The sequence below is a fragment of the Microbulbifer sp. S227A genome (assembly GCF_049800935.1).
This window is the reverse complement of record NZ_JBNAFZ010000008.1, coordinates 254,890-276,128: the sequence shown is the minus strand read 5'-3', so window position 1 is coordinate 276,128 and position 21,239 is coordinate 254,890. Positions and strand designations below refer to the sequence as shown.

16 protein-coding genes are annotated in these 21,239 nt (G+C 63.4%); 10 read left to right on the top strand and 6 right to left on the bottom strand.

The genetic code is table 11. The annotated features are described in order from the left end of the window. Together ACP15R_RS19325 and ACP15R_RS19320 are read right to left on the bottom strand one after the other, a co-directional pair. On the bottom strand, window positions 1-209 hold a 209-nt coding region (locus ACP15R_RS19325), incomplete at its 3' end, for a transposase (RefSeq protein ID WP_424987874.1). 351 nt (window positions 210-560) lie between these two features. After that, window positions 561-2,849 (bottom strand): adenosylcobalamin-dependent ribonucleoside-diphosphate reductase, encoded by a 2,289-nt coding sequence (locus tag ACP15R_RS19320; protein WP_424987873.1) that lies wholly within the window; start codon window positions 2,847-2,849, stop codon window positions 561-563. A 90-nt stretch (window positions 2,850-2,939) separates the two neighbouring features. Here ACP15R_RS19320 and ACP15R_RS19315 point away from each other — a divergent pair, with 90 nt between their 5' ends. Together ACP15R_RS19315 and ACP15R_RS19310 are read left to right on the top strand one after the other, a co-directional pair. Then, window positions 2,940-3,371, top strand: a complete 432-nt coding sequence (locus tag ACP15R_RS19315; RefSeq protein WP_424987872.1) for a DUF1489 family protein — start codon at window positions 2,940-2,942, stop codon at window positions 3,369-3,371. A gap of 106 nt (window positions 3,372-3,477) precedes the next feature. Then, the gene (locus ACP15R_RS19310) at window positions 3,478-4,287 is read left to right on the top strand and encodes a GH25 family lysozyme (protein WP_424987871.1); all 810 of its coding nucleotides are present in this window, start codon (window positions 3,478-3,480) and stop codon (window positions 4,285-4,287) included. Here the strand turns inward: ACP15R_RS19310 and hisG are convergent. From hisG to hisS, 3 genes are read right to left on the bottom strand one after another with little or no spacing between them, the layout of a single operon-like run. Then, window positions 4,284-4,973 carry an ATP phosphoribosyltransferase gene (gene hisG / locus ACP15R_RS19305; RefSeq protein WP_424987870.1) on the bottom strand — a complete coding sequence of 230 codons (690 nt, stop codon included), beginning with the start codon at window positions 4,971-4,973 and terminating at the stop codon, window positions 4,284-4,286. The genes ACP15R_RS19310 and hisG overlap by 4 nt on opposite strands. Next, window positions 4,970-6,058, bottom strand: a complete 1,089-nt coding sequence (locus ACP15R_RS19300) for an ATP phosphoribosyltransferase regulatory subunit (protein WP_424987869.1) — start codon at window positions 6,056-6,058, stop codon at window positions 4,970-4,972. Before ACP15R_RS19300 ends, hisG begins: the two co-directional genes overlap by 4 nt. Beyond that, the gene (hisS, locus tag ACP15R_RS19295; RefSeq protein ID WP_424987868.1) at window positions 6,058-7,575 is read right to left on the bottom strand and encodes a histidine--tRNA ligase; all 1,518 of its coding nucleotides are present in this window, start codon (window positions 7,573-7,575) and stop codon (window positions 6,058-6,060) included. The genes ACP15R_RS19300 and hisS overlap by 1 nt, the downstream gene beginning before the upstream one ends. 135 nt (window positions 7,576-7,710) lie before the next feature. Here hisS and ACP15R_RS19290 point away from each other — a divergent pair, with 135 nt between their 5' ends. Then, the gene (locus ACP15R_RS19290) at window positions 7,711-7,905 is read left to right on the top strand and encodes a SlyX family protein (protein ID WP_424987867.1); all 195 of its coding nucleotides are present in this window, start codon (window positions 7,711-7,713) and stop codon (window positions 7,903-7,905) included. A 147-nt stretch (window positions 7,906-8,052) separates the two neighbouring features. Here ACP15R_RS19290 and dnaE read toward each other — a convergent pair whose 3' ends face one another. Then, a complete protein-coding gene (gene dnaE / locus ACP15R_RS19285) occupies window positions 8,053-11,565 on the bottom strand; it encodes a DNA polymerase III subunit alpha (RefSeq protein ID WP_424987866.1) in 3,513 nt (1,170 codons plus the stop codon). 344 nt (window positions 11,566-11,909) lie between these two features. On the opposite strand from dnaE, the gene ACP15R_RS19280 reads away from it, so the two are divergent. Genes ACP15R_RS19280 through ACP15R_RS19250 form a run of 7 tightly spaced genes read left to right on the top strand, consistent with a single transcriptional unit; the run spans window position 11,910 to window position 21,141 of the window. Continuing rightward, window positions 11,910-13,271 carry a xanthine dehydrogenase small subunit gene (locus ACP15R_RS19280; RefSeq protein ID WP_424987865.1) on the top strand — a complete coding sequence of 454 codons (1,362 nt, stop codon included), beginning with the start codon at window positions 11,910-11,912 and terminating at the stop codon, window positions 13,269-13,271. Further along, complete coding sequence (gene xdhB / locus ACP15R_RS19275; protein WP_424987864.1) at window positions 13,268-15,562, top strand: xanthine dehydrogenase molybdopterin binding subunit; 2,295 nt, start codon at window positions 13,268-13,270, stop codon at window positions 15,560-15,562. Before ACP15R_RS19280 ends, xdhB begins: the two co-directional genes overlap by 4 nt. Continuing rightward, on the top strand, window positions 15,552-16,487 hold the full coding sequence (gene xdhC, locus ACP15R_RS19270) for a xanthine dehydrogenase accessory protein XdhC (protein ID WP_424987863.1): 936 nt from the start codon (window positions 15,552-15,554) through the stop codon (window positions 16,485-16,487). The genes xdhB and xdhC overlap by 11 nt, the downstream gene beginning before the upstream one ends. Further along, the gene (locus tag ACP15R_RS19265) at window positions 16,484-18,001 is read left to right on the top strand and encodes an ABC transporter ATP-binding protein (RefSeq protein ID WP_424987862.1); all 1,518 of its coding nucleotides are present in this window, start codon (window positions 16,484-16,486) and stop codon (window positions 17,999-18,001) included. The genes xdhC and ACP15R_RS19265 overlap by 4 nt, the downstream gene beginning before the upstream one ends. A 33-nt stretch (window positions 18,002-18,034) precedes the next feature. Then, window positions 18,035-19,114, top strand: a complete 1,080-nt coding sequence (locus ACP15R_RS19260; protein WP_424987861.1) for an ABC transporter permease — start codon at window positions 18,035-18,037, stop codon at window positions 19,112-19,114. A 1-nt stretch (window position 19,115) separates the two neighbouring features. After that, complete coding sequence (locus ACP15R_RS19255) at window positions 19,116-20,036, top strand: ABC transporter permease (protein WP_424987860.1); 921 nt, start codon at window positions 19,116-19,118, stop codon at window positions 20,034-20,036. A gap of 31 nt (window positions 20,037-20,067) precedes the next feature. Next, entirely contained in the window at window positions 20,068-21,141 is a 1,074-nt protein-coding gene (locus tag ACP15R_RS19250) for a BMP family ABC transporter substrate-binding protein (protein WP_424987859.1), read from the top strand. Window positions 21,142-21,239 lie beyond the last annotated feature (98 nt).

Here is a 21,239-nt window from a genome sequence, read left to right as displayed (position 1 = left end):
ACTTTCCAGTCAAGCGCTGCCAGACGCAACAGGCTTTCGACGAACCCTGTCGTCTGCCGAAGGGGCATGCTGAACAGCACCTTCATCGTCAGACACGTCTGGATCGCCGCGTCGCTGAAGCTCGGCTGTCGGCCGCGTTTGCCGGTCGGTGGCGCTCGCCATGTCATTTCTGGATCAAACCAGATCGTCAGCGATCCGCGCCGCTTCAAGCTTTCATTGTAAGCCGATCAGTTCGTGGTCTTGTACTTCGTAGGGGCCCAACTGCTCATGCCATCCAGCCATCATGCTGGATTCACGCAGTGAATCCCTCACCCGATTTGTGCAACAAGGCCTCTTAAGGTTTCAAAACTCTAGGCCGCCACCAATTGCCCGCGTTCGGAAGACTGACATCGGTCTGATATACTTATGCGAAGGTCCAAAATCCGCACCCGGCTCTTTTTGCAATGTCACAAAAAAGCTAGCGATACGCAGCGAGCACTGCAGGTCCGACGCCGAGAAATGGCAACTCGACGTCAATAAATGTCACCTTATGTGTCGTTCCACAAGGACTTAGCTCATGACTATTGACATTTGGAATAACCGCAACTGGCGCAGGTCATGCAGCCTTCGACCATCCGCATGTCGTATTGGCCACAGCTGGGACACGCCTTGCCGCGAGGTGTGTCGGTGTTCACGACCTGCGCCTGCGGGTCTGATTTCAGGCCCATTCCCTCGCCTTCCAGGAATCCGATCGCGATCATGTGCCGTTCGATGACACCTCCGATCGCGGCCAGGATCGAGGGGATGTACTTGCCCTGCACCCAAGCGCCGCCGCGCGGGTCGAAGACGGCCTTGAGTTCCTCGACCACAAAGCTCACGTCGCCGCCGCGGCGGAACACTGCGCTGATCATCCGGGTCAGGGCCACGGTCCAGGCGAAATGCTCCATGTTCTTGGAGTTTATGAACACTTCGAAAGGACGGCGATGGCCATTGATGACGATGTCGTTGATGGTAATGTAGAGCGCGTGTTCGCTGTCGGGCCATTTCACCTTGTAGGTGTTGCCCTCAAGCTCGCTGGGCCGGTCCAGCGGTTCGGACATGTAGATCACATCACCATGCGGGGTTTGGGGTTCTGCGTCGTTGCGCGCGACAACTTCGGCCGTCTTGTTGCTGTCTTCGGCGACACTCAACACACTCCCCGTCACATCATTCGGACGATAGGTGGTGCAGCCCTTGCAGCCGGAATCCCAAGCCTGCATGTATACGTCTTTGAAGGCATCGAAACTGATGTCTTCGGGGCAGTTGATGGTTTTGGAAATCGAGGAATCCACCCATTTCTGCGCGGCGGCCTGCATGCGCACGTGGTCGGCAGGCGACAGGGTCTGAGCGTTGACGAAATAGTCGGGCAAGGCGGCGTCGCCAAACTTGTCACGCCACATCTGCACCGCGTAATCGACCACTTCTTCCTCGGTGCGGCTACCGTCCTTCTGCAGGACCTTGCGCTTGTAGGCATAGGCAAAGACCGGCTCGATCCCGGACGAGACGTTGCCGGCATAAAGGCTGATGGTGCCGGTGGGGGCGATGCTGGTCAACAGGGCGTTGCGAATGCCATGTTCACGAATGGCGGCGCGCACGTCCTCGTCCATCTGCTGCATGGTACCGCTGGCAAGGTATTTCTCGGCGTCAAACAGCGGAAAGGCCCCTTTCTCCTTCGCCAAATCCACCGAGGCCAGATACGCGGCGCGGGCGATCGCGTGCAGCCAGCGCTCGGTCTGACGCGCCGCCTCCTCCGATCCATAGCGCAGGCCCAGCATCAGGAGCGCATCCGCCAGCCCGGTCACGCCCAGCCCGATCCGGCGCTTGTTGCGGGCTTCCTCGGCCTGTTCGGGCAAAGGGAACTTGGACACGTCCACCACGTTGTCCATCATCCGCACCGCCGTTGCCACCAGCTCGGACAGCGCCGCCTCGTCGAGCTGTGCCGCCTCGGCGAACGGATCGGTGACCAGCCGCGCGAGGTTGATCGAGCCCAGAAGGCAGGCCCCGTAGGGCGGCAGGGGTTGCTCGCCGCAGGGGTTAGTCGCGGCAATGGTCTCGCAATAGGCCAGGTTGTTGGCGGCGTTGATCCGGTCGATGAAAATCACCCCCGGTTCGGCAAAATCATAGGTCGCGCGCATCATCTTGTTCCACAGGTCGCGCGCCTGCACCGTATGATAGACTTTGCCGTCAAATTGCAGGTCCCACGGCCCGTCCGCCTTGACCGCCCGCATGAAATCATCGGTCACCAGCACCGACAGGTTGAACATGCGCAACCGGGCCGAGTCGGATTTGGCCGAGATGAACTGTTCCACGTCCGGGTGATCGCAACGCATGGTCGCCATCATCGCGCCGCGCCGGCTGCCGGCGGACATGATGGTGCGGCACATGGCGTCCCACACATCCATGAAAGACAGCGGCCCGCTGGCATCGGCGGCGACCCCCTTCACATCCGCACCCTTGGGGCGGATGGTGCTGAAATCATACCCGATCCCGCCACCTTGCTGCATGGTCAGGGCCGCCTCTTTCAGCATCTCGAAAATGCCGCCCATGCTGTCGGGTACCGTGCCCATCACGAAACAGTTGAACAGCGTCACCTGCCGCGCCGTCCCCGCCCCGGCGGTGATGCGCCCCGCCGGCAGGTATTTGAAATCCTCCAACGCCTCAAAGAACCGGTCTTCCCAGGCTTCGGGGGTCTGTTCATGACTGGCCAGATCGCGCGCGATTCGGCGCCACGTGTCCTCGATACTCTTGTCGATCGGGCTTCCGTCGGCGTCCTTGAACCGGTACTTCATGTCCCAGATCTGTTCAGCGATGGGGGCGGCAAATCGGCTCATGATCCGAATCCTTCTTTGGCAGGCAACCACAATAGCTTGAAGCCTGACCAATATCCACTACCATATACACCCTCAGCCGGGGAAGACTCTGTGGATAAGACCGTCAATCTGATCAAACTCTCCGTTGGCACCGAAGGTGTCGAGGACCTGCTGCAATGGCAACAGACCCGCCAGGCGCAATCCGAGGACGGGTTGCCCCGCCACGTCACGCGGATGTGGCCCAAGCGCGAGGCCGAGATTCTGAATGGCGGCTCGATCTACTGGGTGATCAAGGGGCTGGTCCAATGCCGGCAAAAGGTGCTGCGCCTTGACGAGGTGACAGGCAGCGACGGCATCCGGCGCTGTGCCATTGTTCTGGACCGGCAATTGCACCGCACCCAGTCGGTGCTGCGCCGACCGTTTCAGGGCTGGCGTTATCTGCCGCCCGAGGACACCCCGCCCGACCTGCCCGAGGGGCGCGAAACGGATGATGCATTGCCACTCGAACTCAATCGCGCGCTGGCCGAGATCGGCGTGATCTGACCCCGCCCCAACATATCCCTGTTGCAGGCCGGGGATATCGTTTAAACATGCCCCAACTCCAACACCAAAGCCGCGCGACAAGACGGCATCGAGCAGGAGAACAAAAATGTACAGAATCCTGGTGGCCCTGCTGGCAGCGGCCGTCCTTGCCAGTTGTGGCGGGCGCGTCGAGCGCACGGCCCCCGTGGTGCCCGCCAAGCTGGACCCTGAGACCAACCTTCTGGTCTATCCGCGCTATGGCGATTCCAAACCGCATCCGTGGAAAGGCCGCGACCCCTATTCCTATCCGATCCACGGCATCGATGTGGCCCGCTATCAGGGGGATATCGACTGGTCCCGCGTGAAATCCGCCGGCATCAACTTTGCCTTCATCAAGGCCACCGAGGGCGGCGACTACATCGACCCGATGTTCCAGGATCACTGGACCGGTGCCCGCCGTGCCGGCGTGCGGCACGGGGCCTATCATTTCTATTACTTCTGCCGCCCGGCCCATGAACAGGCCGCGTGGTTCATCCGGAATGTCCCGCGCAGCAGTTCGGATCTGCCGCATGTGCTCGACATGGAATGGAACCACCAATCGCGCACCTGCCGCCTGCGCCCGGACGGGGACACTATTCGCGCCGAGGCCGAGATTTTCCTCGACATGCTCCAAGCGCATTACGGTCGTCGCCCGGTGGTCTATACCACGGTCGATTTCTATGCCGAGACCGGCATTGGCCGGCTGCGCAACACGGAATTCTGGCTGCGCTCGGTCGCGGGCCATCCGCGCACAGTCTATCCCGGCGCGTTCTGGACCTTCTGGCAATATACCGGCACCGGCATCCTGCCCGGCGTCGAAGGGCCGGTCGACCTGAATGTCTACCATGGCTCGCCCGAAAGCTGGCTGCGCTGGTCTGGCGGGGGCTCGGCCCCCTAACCCACCTGCCTGATCAGCGCCTTCAGCGTCTTGCGGTCCGCGTCGCTTACCGGCGCGGACCGGCTGCGCCACAGGGTCGCCTGGCTGCGCAGGATCAGGCCTTCGCCCAGGATCTTCAGGTGATTGGCCCGCAACGTATCCCCGGTCGAGGTGATATCGGCGATCATCTCGGCGGTTTCGTTCATCACCGTACCCTCGGTCGCGCCCTGGCTGTCGACCAGCTGATAATCCGCGACGCCGGTATCACGCAGGAATCCGTGCACCAGCCGGTGATACTTGGTCGCGATCCGCAAGCGATGCCCGTGCCGCGCCCGAAACGCCGCCGCCACCGCATCGAGATCATCCAGCGTATCCACATCCACCCAGCATTTCGGCACCGCCAGCACAAGGTCGGCATGGCCAAAGCCCAGCGGGCTGACCTCTTCTGTCTGCTGCTCCCAAAGCGGCAGCTTTTCACGAACCAGATCGGTGCCGGTCACGCCCAGGTGAATCCGCCCCGCCGCCAGTTCGCGCGGGATCTCTCCCGCCGAAAGCAACACCAGGTCGACACCGTCGATCCCGGTCACCATGCCGGCATATTCCCGTTCTGAACCGGTGCGGGTCAGGGTGATGCCCCGCTTGGCAAACCAGCCAAAGGTCTTTTCCATCAGCCGCCCCTTGGACGGCACACCCAGCTTGACACTCATGCCATGCCCTCCCGGAGTTCAAGCATCAGCCCCGGACGCAACACACCGCCCACCGCCGGGATCTCGCTGCCCCCGCCCAGTTGCCGGGTCAGCGCATCATACCGCCCGCCGGTGGCGATCGGCGGCAAATCCGGACGGCGCTCGGCATAGAACCCAAAGACGAACCCGTCGTAATACTCCATCGAGGTGCGCCCATAGCTGGCCTCGAAATCGAGGTTTTCAACATCGATCCCACAGGCATCCAGCGCGCCCAACCGGGCTTCGAGCACATAAAGCGATGGCGTGATCGACGGCAGATCGACGGCAATGTCGCGCAGGTGGGCCAATGCAAAGGGCGCGGTCTCACGCACCGACAGCAGGTTGTCCAGCGCCGAGAGCTCGGTCGCACAGATCGGCGGTGCCTCGGCATCCGCGCGCAGGGCCTCGATCCGCTCGGCCAGCTCGGCCTGCCCGCGTTTGCCGATCCAGGGCGCATCGATCGACAGCGGATCCTCCTGCGCCAGCAAATCCGCACGTGTCGGGGGCACCGGCACACGCCGCGAATACCGGTCGAGCAAGGCCCGGAACCGCCGGGGCCGCCAGATATGCCGCATCAGCGCCGCCTTGCGCCGCCCGGTGGTGTTCAACCCGCGCACCGCCGCCATCAGAATACCGATGTCACCGGTCGCCGCGCGCAGGTTCAGCCCGGCAACCGCCTCGGCAATACGCGCAAAAACCTCGGCATCGGCCGCCGCCGCGTTGGTGCGGTCAAACAGCTCATAGCCGACCTGCACATATTCGCTTGCCCGTTCGGGATGTTCGTCCTGGTGCCGGAAAACCTCGCCCGAATAGGTATAGCGCGCCGGTTCCGCACCGAATTCCATGTGCATCTGCACCACCGGCACCGTGAAATCCGGGCGCAGCATCTGTTCGCCGTTCAGCGCATCGCTGGTCACATAGGCCCGCGCGCGGATGTCTTCGCCATACAGGTCCAACAGGGTTTCCGACGGTTGCAGGATCGGCGTTTCGATCGGCAAGGCGCCCGCGGCCTGAAACAACGCGCGCAAACGCGCCGCTTCGGTCAGTGTTTCGGCTCGTGTCGGCATCAGTTCGCCCCGGTTCCGTGCAGCGCGAGGATCTCGCGCACCTTGGCCAGCATCTGATCACGCGGCACTTCGAACTGGCTGGGGCGTTCTTTCCATTCTTCCAGCGTGGCGTTCTCGGCGATCTGCGCGCCCAGGATCAGGTCCTTGATCTGCACCACGCCGCGATCCTTTTCGTCGCCGCCCTCGATGATCGCCACCGGGCTGTTGCGCCGGTCGGCATATTTCAACTGGTTGCCAAAATTCTTGGGGTTGCCCAGATACACCTCGGCGCGAATGCCCGCATTGCGCAGTTCGGCCACCATCGCCTGGTAATCCGCCATCCGGTCGCGATCCATCACGGTGACCACAACAGGCCCCTGCGCCACCGAGGTGATCCGCCCCTTTTCCCGCAACGCCGCCAACAGCCGATCCACGCCGATCGAAACTCCAGTGGCCGGCACCGCCTGCCCGGTAAAGCGTTTGACAAGGTCGTCATAACGCCCGCCCCCGGCAACCGATCCGAATTGCCGCTTGCGGCCTTTCTCGTCAAGAATCTCGAAGGTCAGTTCCGCCTCATAGACCGGGCCCGTGTAATACCCAAGGCCGCGCACCACCGAGGGGTCGATGATGATCCGATCCGGGCCATAGCCTTGCGCAGCCAACAGGTCGGCGATCTCCTGCAACTCGGCAACGCCATCTTCCCCCATGGCCGACCCCTGCACCAATTCGCGCAGCCGGGCCACCGTTTCCGCGCCTGTATCGCGACGGGCCTGCATAAATCCCATGACGATTTCAGCCTGCGCATCGCCCAGCCCCGCGCCTGCGGTGAAGTCGCCGCTCTCGTCCTTGCGCCCGTCGCCCAGCAAGGCCCGCACCCCGCCCGGCCCAAGCCGGTCCAGCTTGTCGATCGCGCGCAACACGATCCCGCGTTCTTGGGCGAAGTTTTCCGGTTCGGACGGGTCCAGCACTCCGGCCACCTCCATCACCCCATTCAGAACCTTGCGGTTGTTGATGCGGATCACGTAATCCCCTCGCGCGATGCCCACGGCCTCGAGCGTATCGGACAACATCGCGCAAATCTCGGCATCGGCAGCCATGCTCGCGGTGCCAACCGTATCCGCGTCGCATTGGTAAAATTGCCGGAACCGCCCCGGCCCCGGCTTTTCATTGCGCCAGACCGGCCCCATGGCATAACGCCGATAGGGCATGGGCAGGTCATTGCGATGCTGCGCATAGACCCGCGCCAACGGTGCGGTCAGATCATAGCGCAACGCCAGCCAGTCGCCCCGGTCGCGCTCGTCAAACTCCTGCCAGGCGAAAACCCCTTCGTTGGGGCGGTCCACATCGGGCAGGAACTTGCCCAGGGCCTGCACCGTCTCAACCGCCGAGGATTCCAGCGCATCAAACCCGTACCGATGATAAACCGCCGCAATCGCCTGCAACATCGCGCTGCGCTGCGTGACCTCCGCACCGAAATAGTCGCGGAACCCCTTGGGCGTTTCGGCCTTGGGGCGGGGCTGTTTCTTGGTCTTGGCCATATCGGGCGTCCTTGGGCAGTCCGGTTGCCGCGGGGTCTAGCCCAAGGGCACCACCGGGGCAAGGCGGCGCAAGTCCCGCCGTTGGAAAAGACACGCAACCACGGTAAAGGCCAAATGAAACAATGAGGGCCGATCATGCAACACCTGGAAGAAAAACTTGCCCACCTGCTACGCACCGTGGATGAACTCAGCGACGTGGTCGCGCGCCAGCAAAGAGAAATCGACACGCTGACCCGGCGTGTCCATATGCTCATGCAGCGAGAGGGCGAGCGCGAGGCGGAAAGGGGCGGAGGCGTAATCATCGCTGACGAGCGCCCCCCGCACTACTGACCCGGAAAAGGATGAGGGGCGCTGCCCCTCAAACTCCCCGGAGTATTGTGACAAAGATGAAGAAGGCAAATCCCGTATTTCATCTTTGGTCAAATACTCCGGGGGAGACGCCCGCAGGGCGGCGGGGGCAGAGCCCCCAAACCGGCGTCAGAGATCCTCGACCGACAGCACGCCTTGCAGGCTCTTGATCGCGCCCTTGATCTGGGGGTTTATGGCGAATTCCTGTCCCAGCTCCATGTCGACCTCGCCAGGCAGTGCCGGATCCACCAGGCACACCTGAATCGGTCCCCTTGCGGCATTGCGCGCCGCGGTCTGGGCGTCGTCGAGAACCCGAGCCACCGTTTCGACCGCATCGACATCCTCGATGAACACGCGCAGACCCGCCGCTTCAAGCTCACCGATCGCGGCATCGATCTGTACCACCGATCGGGCCAGCAGCTTGAGCTGATCGCTTTCCACGTTGGCTTCGACCGTGATCACCACTTTGGAGCCCGCATCAAGGAAAGCGCGTGATTTTTCCAACGTCTCGGAAAACAGCGTCACCTCGTAGGCTCCGGTCGCGTCGGACAGTTGAGCAAATGCAAATCGGTTGCCGCGCGCGGATTTTCGTTCCTGACGCCCTGCGACCACCCCGGCCAACTTGGCCACATGCGGGGCCGATTGAGCCTTTTGCTGCACTTCTTCCAGCGTCATCACGCCCTTGCGCCTGAGAAACGCCGCGTAGTCATCCAGCGGATGCCCGGACAGGTAGAATCCCACGGCCTTGAATTCCTCGGCAAGCCGTTCGGCGGGCAACCAGTCATTGACCGTTGACAGGCGCGGTTCGGGGAGGTCTTCGCCCGCTTCGCCAAAGAGCGAGACCTGGTTGGAATTCTTCTGCTCATGCACCGCCGCCGAATAGGCGACCAGCGCATCCAGGCTGTCAAAGACGCGGCGGCGGTTCGTGTCGAGCGCGTCGAACGCACCCGCGCGGGCCAGCATCTCCATCGGGCGCTTGCCCACACGCTTGAGATCGACGCGCCGCGCCAGGTCGAACAGGGTGGCAAACGGCTTGTCGATGCCGTCCTGCCCGCGCCCGTCTGTCACCAGGCGCATGGCCTCGGTTCCCACGTTCTTGAGCGCGCCAAGCGCATAGACCAGCGCCCCGTCGACCACCTTGAACGTCGCATCAGAGCGGTTCACGCAGGGCGGCACCCATGGCAGGTCCAGCGCTTTTTTCACCTCTTCGAAATAGACCGCCAGCTTGTCCGTCAGGTGGATATCGCAATTCATCACCCCGGCCATGAATTCCACCGGGTGGTTCGCCTTGAGCCAGGCGGTCTGGTAGCTGACCACCGCATAGGCCGCCGCGTGGGATTTGTTGAACCCGTAATTGGCGAATTTTTCCAAGAGGTCGAAAACCTCGGTCGCCTTTTTCCTGTCGACCCCGTTTTCCCCGGCACCCTTTTCGAATTTCGGGCGTTCGGCGTCCATCGCCTCCTTGATCTTCTTGCCCATGGCACGGCGCAGCAGGTCGGCGCCGCCAAGCGAATAGCCGGCCATGACCTGAGCGATCTGCATCACCTGCTCCTGGTAGACGATGATGCCCTGGGTTTCTTCAAGGATATGATCGATGAGCGGATGCACCGAGGTGATCTCGCGCTGGCCGTTCTTGACCTCGCAATAGGTCGGGATGTTTTCCATCGGGCCCGGCCGATAGAGCGCGACGAGTGCGACGATGTCTTCGATACAGGTGGGTTTCATGCGCTTGAGCGCATCCATCATGCCCGAGCTTTCCACCTGAAACACCGCCACGGTCTTGGCCGCGGCGTAGAGCCTGTAGGTCTTTTCGTCATCCAGGGGGATCAGGTTCATCTGGTTCTCGGCCCCCTCGGCGGGCTCGTAGAGCCGGGTGCCGTCCGCGGCCACGTGCAGCGGTCTGCCCGAGGCAAGGATCTGATCCAGCGCGTTCTGGATGACCGTCAGGGTTTTCAGCCCGAGAAAGTCGAACTTGACCAGCCCCGCCTGCTCGACCCATTTCATGTTGAATTGGGTGGCGGGCATGTCGGAACGCGGGTCCTGGTAGAGCGGCACCAGCGCATCCAGGGGCCGGTCGCCGATCACCACCCCGGCGGCATGGGTCGAGGCGTTGCGCAACAGCCCTTCGACCTGCTGGCCATAGGTCAGCAACCGCTCGACCACCTCTTCGTTCCTGGCCTCTTCGCGCAGGCGCGGCTCGTCGATCAGCGCCTTTTCGATGCTGACCGGCTTGACGCCTTCGACCGGGATCATCTTGGACAGGCGGTCCACCTGGCCATAGGGCATTTGCAAAACGCGGCCGATATCGCGCACGGCCGCCTTGGACAAAAGCGCACCGAACGTGATGATCTGGCCCACCTTGTCGCGGCCATATTTCTCTTGCACATAACGGATCACCTCTTCGCGGCGGTCCATGCAGAAATCGATGTCAAAGTCGGGCATCGACACCCGCTCGGGGTTGAGAAACCGTTCGAACAGCAGCGAATAGCGCAGCGGATCAAGGTCGGTGATGGTCAGCGCATAGGCCACGAGGCTGCCCGCGCCCGACCCCCGGCCGGGTCCGACCGGAATATCATTATCCTTGGACCATTGGATAAAATCGGCCACGATCAGGAAATAGCCGGGAAACCCCATGCCCTCGATGATCCCCAGTTCGAAATCGAGCCGTTTCTGGTATTCCTCGACACTGACCGCGTGCGGGATCACCGCCAGACGGGCCTGCAAACCCTGGTTTGCCATGCGGCGCAGCTCGGCGACCTCGTCATCGGCGAATTTCGGCAGGATCGGGTCGCGGCGATAGGCCATGAACGCGCAGCGGCGCGCGATCTCGACAGTGTTCTCGACCGCTTCGGGCAGGTCGGCGAACAGCGTCACCATTTCCTGCTGGCTCTTGAAATAATGCTGTGCGGTCAGCCTGCGGCGCGGTTCCTGCTGGTCGACATAGGCACCTTCCCTGATACAGATCAGGGCGTCATGGGCCTCGTACATCTTGGTTTCGGGGAAATAGACATCATTCGTCGCCACCAGCGGCAGGTTCATCGCATAGGCCATTTCCACGTGGCCCTGTTCGGTCAGCCGCTCGGCCTCGGGTTGCCCGCCCTCGCCAGGGTGGCGCTGAAGTTCCACATAGAGGCGGTCGGGAAAGGCCCGTGCCATCCGCCCGAGCAGCTCTTGCGCGGCGGGTCGCTGCCCCGCCTGCAACAACATCCCCAGCGGCCCGTTGGGACCGCCCGTCAGACAGATCAGCCCGTCGGCGTGTTGCTCCAGTTCCCCGGGCGTGACCTGCGGAAGCTGCCCGCCCTTGTCCACGTACAGGCAGGAATTCAGCTTCATCAGGTTTTCATATCCAGCCTCGGACTGCGCCAGCAGCACCAGCGGCGCGGGTGCGCGGGGTTTTTCGCCCGGCTGGACCGTCACATAGGCCAGATCGACCTGGCAGCCGATGATCGGCTGGATGCCGGCACCGCTTGCCGCGACCGAGAATTCCAGCGCGGAAAACATGTTGTTGCTGTCGGTGACCGCCACGGCGGGCATGTCGTTGGCCTTGCACATGCCCGGCAGTTTCTTGAGCCGAACCGCGCCTTCCAGCAGCGAATATTCGGTATGCACACGCAGGTGAATGAATCGGGGATCGGAGGTCATGCCGCAAGCTACCCCGATCCGGCGCGGACGCGAAAGCGGCTTTTTGCGTCCCTCGCGACAATGGTGGGCACCGCGCGCTATTGTTCGGGAAAATTTGAAGGTGCTTTCACGTATCGCCCGGCGCGGACCGGGCCAAATCCATGATTCAATGTGATTAAACCACAGGCAAACCGGGCGAAGGCGGGCGGTTTCGCAGGGTCATGTTGCGGTGCAGCACATGTTTTCCTTGCCAGATCGCATTTCGCCTTTCTAACCTGAATCCAATAAATGGCCCGCAGGTGTTCTACGTCGCATCGAAAACCTGCAAGACTGGTCACAACAGGGTACTGCGACGGGTTTCAGACATGGACATCACGTTTCTTCTGAACGGAGAGACCGTAGCGTTGTCAGGTGTTTCACCGACGATGACGCTGCTCGACTGGCTGCGTGAGGACCGGCACCTGACCGGCACCAAGGAGGGCTGCAACGAGGGCGATTGCGGGGCCTGCACGGTGATGGTGACCGATGGTGGCGGGGCGCGGGCGCTGAATGCCTGTATCCTGTTCCTGCCGCAATTGCAGGGCAAGGCGGTGCGCACGGTCGAAGGCGTAAGCGGCCCCGACGGCGCGCTGCATCCGGTGCAAGAGGCGATGATCACCCATCACGGCAGCCAATGCGGATTCTGCACGCCGGGCTTTGTCATGTCGATGACCGCCGCGCATCTGAACGGGGCGCGCGATCACGATGACCAGCTGGCGGGCAACCTGTGCCGCTGTACCGGCTATGCCCCGATCATCCGCGCCGCAGAGGCCGCCGCGACGCAGCCGGTGCCGCAATGGGTGCGCGATGATGCACCCATTGCGCCGCCGGCCACGCCCTTGCTGCCCGAAAGCGCCGACGCGCTTGCCGAGATCTATGCCCGTCACCCGGATGCGACGCTGGTTGCCGGCGCGACCGATGTGGGGCTCTGGGTAACCAAACAATTGCGCGACCTTGATCCGGTGATCTTTCTCAACCGGTGTGACGATCTGCGCCGCATCGAGATCAACGCTTCCGAGATCCGCATTGGCGCGATGGCCGACATGAACGCGTTGGGCGCGGCGATGGCCGATCTGCACCCGTCTTATGCCGAGATGATCCGCCGTTATGCCAGCGTGCAGGTGCGCAATGCCGCGACCGTCGGTGGCAATATCGCCAATGGTTCACCGATTGGCGACAACCCGCCCGCGTTGATCGCGCTTGGGGCGACTCTGCATCTGCGCAAGGGCGACTTGCGCCGCAGCCTGCCGCTGGAAGCCTTCTTTGTCGCCTATGGCAAGCAAGACCGCGCACCCGGCGAATTTGTCGAAGCCGTCAGCTTTCCGCGCCAACCGGACCGGCTCGGGTGCTACAAGCTGTCCAAGCGGTTCGATCAGGATATTTCCGCCGTCTGTGGCTGTTTCAATATCACGGTGGAAAACGGCACGGTACGCGCGGCGCGGATTGCCTTTGGCGGCATGGCGGCGACCCCGAAACGCGCCGAAACCGTCGAAGCCGCGCTGATCGGGCAGCCCTGGACCGCCGCAACAATCCGGGCGGCGCAATCCGGTTTTGACGCCGATTTCTCTCCGATGAGCGATATGCGCGCTTCGTCCCGTTACCGGCTCGAAATCGCGCGGGCGATGCTGGCGCGGTATTTCGCCGAAGATAACGGCCAGACGGTTTCGGTTCTGGAGGTCAGCGCATGAGTGTCACATCTCCCCTGCCCCATGACGCCGCGCCCCTGCATGTGACGGGCGGCGCGCGCTATATCGATGACATCCCGACACCGGTTGGCACCCTGCACCTCGCCTTTGGGCTCAGCGGGATTGCCCGGGGCCGGATCACAGCGATGGACCTCGCCGCGGTGCGCGCCGCCGAAGGTGTCGTCGCGGTGCTGACCGCCGGTGATCTGCCCTTTGCCAACGATGTCTCGCCTTCTGCGCATGACGAGCCGTTGCTGTCGGATGGCACGGTGCATCACGTGGGCCAGGCGATTTTTCTGGTCATCGCACAGAGCCACCTGGCCGCCCGCAAGGCGGCGCGGCTTGGCCGGATGACATACGAGGAAGATACCCCCCTGCTCTCGGTTGATGCGGCGATGGAGGCCGACAGCCGTTTTGAAGAGGGACCGCGCATCTACACCAAGGGCGACGCCGCCGCAGCCATCGCGGACGCACCCCGTGTGGTCGAGGGCAGCATCGAGATCGGCGGCCAGGAACATTTCTATCTCGAAGGACAGGCCGCGCTTGCGGTGCCGGGCGAAGGCGGCGACATGCTGGTCCATTCCAGCACCCAGCATCCCACCGAGATCCAGCACAAGGTGGCCGAGGCGATCGGCGTGCCGATGCATGGCGTCCGGGTGGAGACCCGGCGCATGGGCGGTGGGTTTGGCGGCAAGGAGAGCCAGGGCAACGCGCTGGCCTGTGCCTGTGCGGTGGCGGCGCGGCTGACCGGCAAGGCCTGCAAGATGCGCTATGACCGCGATGACGACATGGTCATCACCGGCAAGCGGCATGATTTTCGCATCACCTATCGCGCCGGGTTCGACGACAGCGGCCGCATCCGCGGGGTGGAGTTCATCCATCAAACGCGCGGCGGCTGGGCGCAGGACCTGACCCTGCCGGTCGCGGACCGGGCGATGCTGCACGCGGACAACGCCTATCTGCTGCCCAATGCGCGGATCGAGAGCCACCGGCTCAGAACCAACACACAGAGCGCCACCGCCTATCGCGGGTTTGGCGGGCCGCAGGGCGTGGTGGGGATCGAACGGGTCATCGACCATATCGCCCATGATCTGGGGCTGGATCCGGTCGAGGTGCGCAAGCGCAACTACTATGCCGAGGCCCCCGACGCGAATGCCGCGAATACCACCCCCTATGGCCAGGTGGTCGAGGATTTCGAGCTGCACCGCATGACCGAAACCCTGCTCCGGAGCAGCGACTATGCCGCCCGCCGCGCCGCGATTGCCGAATGGAATAGCCACAACGACATCATCAAGAAGGGCATCGCCTTTTCGCCGGTCAAGTTCGGCATTTCCTTTACCCTCACCCACCTCAACCAGGCGGGGGCGCTGGTGCATGTCTATCAGGACGGATCGGTTCACCTGAACCATGGCGGCACCGAGATGGGCCAGGGCCTGTTCCAGAAGGTGGCGCAGGTTGCCGCCAGCCGCTTTGGCATCCCGCTTGAGATGGTCAGGATCACCGCCACCGACACCGCCAAGGTGCCCAACACCTCGGCCACCGCGGCCTCGTCCGGCAGCGACCTGAACGGCATGGCGGTCAAGGCGGCCTGCGACACCATCCGCGACCGCATCGCCGCTTTCCTGGCCGAGCGTCACCAGGCGCAAGCCGGGGCCGTGCGGTTCATCGACGGGCAGGTGCAGGTCGCCGACGCGACCTATTCCTTTGCCGAGGCTGCGGGTCTGGCCTATGCCGGGCGCGTCAGCCTGAGCGCCACCGGGTTCTACAAGACGCCCAAGCTCGAATGGGACCGGATCAAGGGGCACGGGCGGCCGTTTTTCTATTTTGCCCATGGCGCGGCGGTGACCGAGGTTGCCATCGACACGCTGACCGGCGAAAACCGCATCCTGCGCGCCGACATCCTGCATGACGCGGGCGCGTCCCTGAACCCGGCGCTGGATATCGGACAGGTCGAGGGCGGGTATGTGCAGGGCGCGGGATGGCTGACTACCGAGGAACTGGTCTGGGATGACACGGGACGGCTGCGCACCCATGCGCCCAGCACCTACAAGATCCCCGCCTGTTCCGACCGGCCTGACATATTCAACGTGGCACTCTGGGACGGTGAGAACCGCGAAGATACCATCTATCGCTCCAAGGCGGTGGGCGAGCCGCCCTTCATGCTGGGCATCTCGGCCTTTCTCGCCCTCAGCGATGCGGTGGCGGCCTGTGGCGATGCCTATCCGGCACTGGACGCACCGGCGACCGCCGAACAGGTCTGGACCGCGATCCAGCGGGTGCGCCATGGGGTTTGATCTGGGGGAACTGCGCGCCGCCGTGGCCGAACATGGCCGGGTGACGCGGGTGGTGATTGCCGCCATACGAGGATCATCCCCGCGCGAAGTCGGGGCCGCGATGCTGGTTTGGGAGACCGGGCAATCGGGCACGATCGGTGGTGGAACGCTTGAGTTTCAGGCCGCGCAAGCCGCCCGCAACGCGCCGCGCGCGGGGCTGAGCCAACATGCGCTTGGCCCCGACCTTGGCCAATGCTGTGGCGGGGTGGTGACGCTCCTGACCGAGATCCATGATGAGGCCAGCCTCACAACCCTCGGGGCCGATGTGGTCGCGCGTCCCGCCGATTGCAGCACGGATATGCCGATGTCCGTGCGCCGGGTGCTGGCCAAGGCGCGCGCGCAGGGGATCGCCCCCGCCCCGCAGCTGATCGAGGGCTGGATGATCGAGCCTGTCCACCGGCCCGCGCGCCCGGTCTGGGTCTGGGGCGCCGGGCATGTGGGGCGGGCGCTGGTGGATGTGCTGGCGCCGCTGCCGGATCTTGCGATCACCTGGGTCGACACCGACGCGAACCGGTTCCCCGCGACCGTCCCGCCCGGCGTCACCACCATACCCGCCGCCCACCCGGCAGCACTTGTCCCGCACGCGCCCGCCAATGCAGAACACCTGATCCTGACCTATTCGCACACGCTCGACCTCGAGCTGTGTCACCGGCTGCTGGATCATGCCTTCACCTTTGCCGGGCTGATCGGGTCGAAAACCAAATGGGCGCGGTTCCGGTCGCGGCTGGCCGCCCTTGGCCACGCCCCCGGACGCATCGCGGACATCACCTGTCCGATCGGCGATCCGGCACTGGGCAAGCACCCGCGGATGATCGCCATCGGCGTCGCGGCGGCGCTGATGCGGCCCGCCCAATCAACACATGCCAAAAAGGATCTGAGCGCGTGACAGTTCCCCTTCTGAGCCTTCAGGGCCTGACCAAGGCCTATCCCGGCGTGATCGCCAACAACACTGTGTCCTTTGACATCGGCGTCGGACAGGTCCATGCGCTGCTGGGCGAAAACGGCGCCGGGAAATCGACGCTGGTCAAGATGATCTACGGGTTGGTCAAACCCGACAGCGGCACCATGCTGCTGAATGGCCAGACCTATGCCCCGCCGGAACCCCGCGCCGCGCGGGCGGATGGCATCGCCATGGTATTTCAGCATTTCTCGCTGTTTGATGCCCTGAACGTGGCCGAGAACATCGCGCTTGGCATGGAGAACCCGCCCGCCATGCGCGACCTGGCGGCGCGTATCCGCGACGTGTCGGAAACCTATGGGTTGCCGCTCGATCCCTTCCGCACGGTGGGCGACCTTTCGGCCGGGGAGCGCCAGCGGGTCGAGATCATCCGCTGCCTGTTGCAGGACCCCAAGCTCCTGATCATGGACGAGCCCACCAGCGTGCTGACCCCGCAAGAGGTCGACATCCTGTTTGAAACCCTGCGCAAGCTGAAATCCGAGGGCACCGCGATCCTCTATATCAGCCACAAGCTCGAAGAAATCCGCACGCTGTGCGATCACGCCACGGTGCTGCGGCTGGGCGAAAATGTCGGCGAATGCATCCCCGCCGAGACCAGCGCGCGCGACATGGCCGAACTGATGGTGGGCAGCGCGCTGCAACCGCCCGAACGCTCGGGGCGCGCGCTTGGCGAGATTGCGCTGGACATCAGCGGGCTGTCGGTGCCGTCGCCCTCGGATTTCGGCACCGCGCTCAGGAATATCCACCTGACCGTCCGTCAGGGCGAGGTTCTGGGCATCGGCGGCGTCGCTGGCAACGGGCAGGATGAATTGCTGTCGGTGCTGTCCGGCGAAGTCACCACGGCATCGGACGCAGTCAAGCTCAACGGCAAGCCAGTGGGCGATCTTGGCCCGACCGCGCGGCGGCGGCTGGGCCTGCTGACCGCGCCCGAAGAACGCCTTGGCCATGCCGCCGCCCCGGATATGAGCCTGACGGAAAACGCCATGCTGACCGGATCGGTGCGCGAGAACCTGGAACGCAACGGTTTCCTGAAATGGCGCGATGCCGAGACCTTCGCCAAACGCATCATCGCCGATTTCGACGTGCGCACACCGGGGCCGGAAAACGCCGCGCGTTCGCTGTCGGGGGGGAACCTGCAGAAATTCGTGATTGGCCGCGAGGTGCTGCAACGCCCCGGCGTGCTGGTGGTGAACCAGCCCACATGGGGTGTGGACGCAAGCGCCGCCGCCGCGATCCGGCAATCGATCCTCGATCTTGCCGCAAATGGCGCGGCGGTGATCTGCATCAGCCAGGACCTGGATGAACTCATGGAAATCAGCGACCGCTTTGCCGCGTTGAACGAAGGCCGGCTGAGCACGCCGCGCGACACGACCGGCCTGACCATCGACGAAATCGGCCTGATGATGGGTGGCGCGCACGGGATGGAGGTGGCCCATGTCTGAGCCGGGACAACCTGCAAAGCAGGAGACAAGAACATGATAATGCTGGAAAAACGCCCGCAACCGTCACGCAACTGGTCGCTGGCAACGCCGCTGGTTGCGGTGCTGGCCACGATGGTCTTTGGCGGGCTGCTGTTCGCCGTGCTGGGCAAGAACCCGGTGGAAGCCATCCGCACGATTTTCTGGGATCCGCTGTTTGGCGAATTCGCGTTCTACTACCGTCCGCAATTGCTGGTCAAAGGGGCGCCGCTCGTGCTGATCGCGATCGGCCTGTCGCTCGGGTTTCGCGCCGGTATCTGGAATATCGGGGCCGAGGGGCAATATATCATGGGCGCAATTGCCGGTGCCGGTGTCGGCCTTGCCTTTTACCCGATGGACTCGGTCATCGTGTTTCCGCTGATGATCCTTGGCGGCGCGCTTGGTGGCTGGGCCTGGGCGATGATCCCGGCCCTGCTCAAGGTGCGGTTCGGCACCAACGAGATCCTGGTGTCGCTTATGCTGGTCTATGTGGCCGAACAGATGCTGGCCTCGATGTCGCTGGGCCTGTTGAAGAACCCCGAGGGCTTTGGCTTTCCCGGCAGCCGCAACCTGAACGAATATGCCAGCGCGACAAGCTGGCTCAACCAGGATGTCGGCATGCATTGGGGCGTGGCCTTTGCGTTCATCGCGGTGATCTTTGCCTATGTGCTGCTGAACCGTCACATGCTGGGCTTTCACATTCGCCTGACAGGAGAAGCGCCGCGCGCCGCGCGGTTTGCCGGGGTCAAACCCGCCCGCCTGATCCTGTTCTGCCTTGGCGCGTCCGGTGCGCTGGCCGGGCTTGCCGGGCTGTTCGAGGTGGCCGGGCCCGCCGGGCAGATCACCATCGATTTCAACATCGGCTACGGTTTTACCGCGATCATCGTGGCGTTTCTCGGCCGCCTTCATCCGCTTGGCATCCTGCTGGCCGGGGGGTTGATGGCGCTGACCTATATCGGCGGAGAAATCGCGCAATCGCAACTGGGCCTGCCCGCCGCCGCCATCCAGGTGTTCCAGGGAATGCTGCTGTTCTTCCTGCTGGCGCTGGACATCCTGACCAATTACCGCATCCGACTGCGCAAGAGCGAGGTGGCCTGATATGGACCTGTCTGCAATCAACCCGGTTTTGCTGATCGCCTCGCTGATGGTGGCGGCCACCCCGATCCTGCTGGCCGGCATTGGCGAGCTGGTCGCCGAAAAGGCCGGGGTCCTGAACCTTGGTGTCGAAGGCATGATGATCGTCGGCGCGATCAGCGGCTTTGCCGTGGCCGTGGAAACCGGTTCGCCCTTCCTCGGCTTTGTTGCCGCCGCCATCGGCGGGGCTGCGCTGTCGCTGCTGTTCGTGCTGCTGACGCAGGTGGCGCTGGCCAACCAGGTCGCCTCGGGCCTGGCGCTCACCCTGTTCGGGCTGGGTCTCAGCGCGCTGATGGGGCAGAACTATGTGGGGATCAAACCGCCCCCTACCGGCCGGCTCGACATCCCATTGCTCAGCGATATTCCGGTCATCGGCCCGATCCTCTTTGGCCACGACCTGGTGCTCTATCTCGGCATCGCGCTGGTGGCGGGGGTCTGGGCGGCGCTGAAATTCACCCGTGCCGGGCTGATCCTGCGCGCGGTTGGCGAAAGCCACGATGCCGCCCATGCGCTTGGCTACAAGGTGGTGCGCATCCGCATCCTCGCGATCCTGTTCGGCGGAGCCTGTGCCGGACTGGGCGGGGCCTATATCAGCCTCGTGCGCGTGCCCCAGTGGACCGAGGGCATGACCGCCGGTGTCGGCTGGATCGCGCTGGCGCTGGTGGTGTTCGCCAGCTGGAAACCCTGGCGCGTCCTGCTGGGTGCCTATCTATTTGGCGGAATTACCGTTCTTCAACTCAACCTACAGGCGGCAGGCGTTGCCATCCCGGTCGAGTATCTGGCAATGTCGCCCTATCTCATCACAATTCTTGTGCTGGTGATCCTGTCAAAAGACAAAAGCAACGCACCGGCATCGCTGGGCAGAACTTTCCACGCCTCTCACTGAGCGGCCAACAAAACCAACTTGGGGGAACCTGATGAAACTCACCACATTTCTTGCCAGCGCCGCGATGGTGCTGGGGCTGGCATCCGGCGCGATGGCGCAGGACAAGACCAAGATCGGCTTTGTCTATGTCGGACCTGTCGGCGACGGCGGCTGGACCTATGAACATGACAAGGGTCGCCAGGCGGTCGTGGCCGAATTCGGCGACAAGGTGGAAACAACCTATGTCGAATCCGTGCCCGAAGGCCCCGATGCCGAGCGCGTGATGACCCAGATGGCGCTGAACGGTGCGGACCTGATCTTTACCACCTCGTTTGGCTACATGGACCAGACAATCAACGTGGCCAAGAAATTCCCCAACGTGAAATTCGAACATGCCACCGGCTACAAGACCGCGCCCAATGTCTCGGTCTATTCCGCCCGCTTTTACGAGGGCCGTGCGGTGCAGGGCCATATCGCGGGCAGCATGACCCAATCCAACATCGTGGGCTATATCGGCTCCTATCCGATCCCCGAGGTGATCCGGGGCATCAACTCGGCCTATATTCACGCCAAGAAGGTCAATCCGGATGTCGAGTTCAAGATCGTCTGGGCCTACACCTGGTTCGATCCCGCCAAAGAGGCCGACGCCGCCAAGGTGCTGATCGAACAGGGCGCCGACGTGATCCTGCAACACACCGACTCGACCGCGCCGCAGGCCGCCGCCAAGGCCGCCGGCAACGTGATCACCTTTGGCCAGGCCTCGGACATGAGCGAATATGCCCCGTCGCCGCGGGTCAGCTCGATCATCGACAACTGGGCCCCCTATTACATCGCGCGCACCAAGGCCGTGATGGATGGCACATGGGAAACCGTGAACACATGGGACGGAATCGCCCAAGGCATGGTCGGCATCGGCGAGATCACCGATGCCGTGCCCGCCGAGGTCAAGGCCGAGGCGCTCGCGCTCAAGGATGCGATAGCGTCTGGCGAGTATCACCCCTTCACCGGCCCCCTGAACAAACAGGATGGCAGCGCCTGGCTCGCCGAGGGTGACACCGCCGATGACGGTACACTTGCCGGGATGAATTTCTATGTCGAAGGCATCGAAGGCGACATCCCGCAATAAATCCGGTCTTCACGCCAAACGATCAAAGGCCCCGCACCCGCGGGGTCTTTTTTGTATCCGCGACCCATACGGCGGTCCTGGGCCACCGCAAACCCGCT